1 protein-coding gene is annotated in these 613 nt (G+C 73.9%); it reads left to right on the top strand.

All coding sequences use genetic code 11. From position 1 onward, the window contains the following. Positions 1-613 (top strand): cobaltochelatase subunit CobN (locus MB828_RS00010; protein WP_301646358.1); only part of this gene is annotated, 613 nt, incomplete at both ends.

The following is a 613-nucleotide window of genomic DNA, read 5'->3' as shown; positions in this document are numbered from 1 at the left end:
TCACCGAGGAGCAGCTGGCCCGCAACCCGGTCCGCATCCCGGCCGCCGACTACAAGCGCTGGTACGCCGAGCTCCCGGCGGAGCTGCGCGAGCAGGTGGAGGAGCACTGGGGCCCGGCCCCGGGCGAGATGTTCCTGGACCGCTCCCGCAACCCGGAGGGCGACATCGTGCTCGCGGCGCTGCGCCGCGGGAACCTGCTGGTCCTCATCCAGCCGCCGCGCGGCTTCGGCGAGAACCCGATCGCGATCTACCACGACCCGGACCTGCCGCCCTCGCACCACTACCTGGCGGCCTACCGCTGGATCGCCGCCCGCGCCGAGGACGGCGGCTTCGGCGCCGACGCGATGGTGCACCTGGGCAAGCACGGCAACCTGGAGTGGCTGCCCGGCAAGAACGCCGGCCTGTCCGCCGCCTGCGGCCCGGACGCGGCCCTCGGCGACCTGCCGCTGGTCTACCCGTTCCTGGTCAACGACCCGGGCGAGGGCACCCAGGCCAAGCGCCGCGTGCACGCCACGCTCGTCGACCACCTGGTGCCGCCGATGGCCCGCGCCGACTCGTACGGCGACATCGCGCGCCTGGAGCAGCTGCTCGACGAGTACGCGCAGATCAGCAG

It is taken from the genome of Streptomyces arenae (assembly GCF_022343545.1).
GTDB classification, from domain to species: Bacteria; Actinomycetota; Actinomycetes; order Streptomycetales; family Streptomycetaceae; genus Streptomyces; species Streptomyces humi.
The sequence above is the reverse complement of the archived record's forward strand: the minus strand, read 5'-3'. Positions and strand labels throughout refer to the sequence as shown.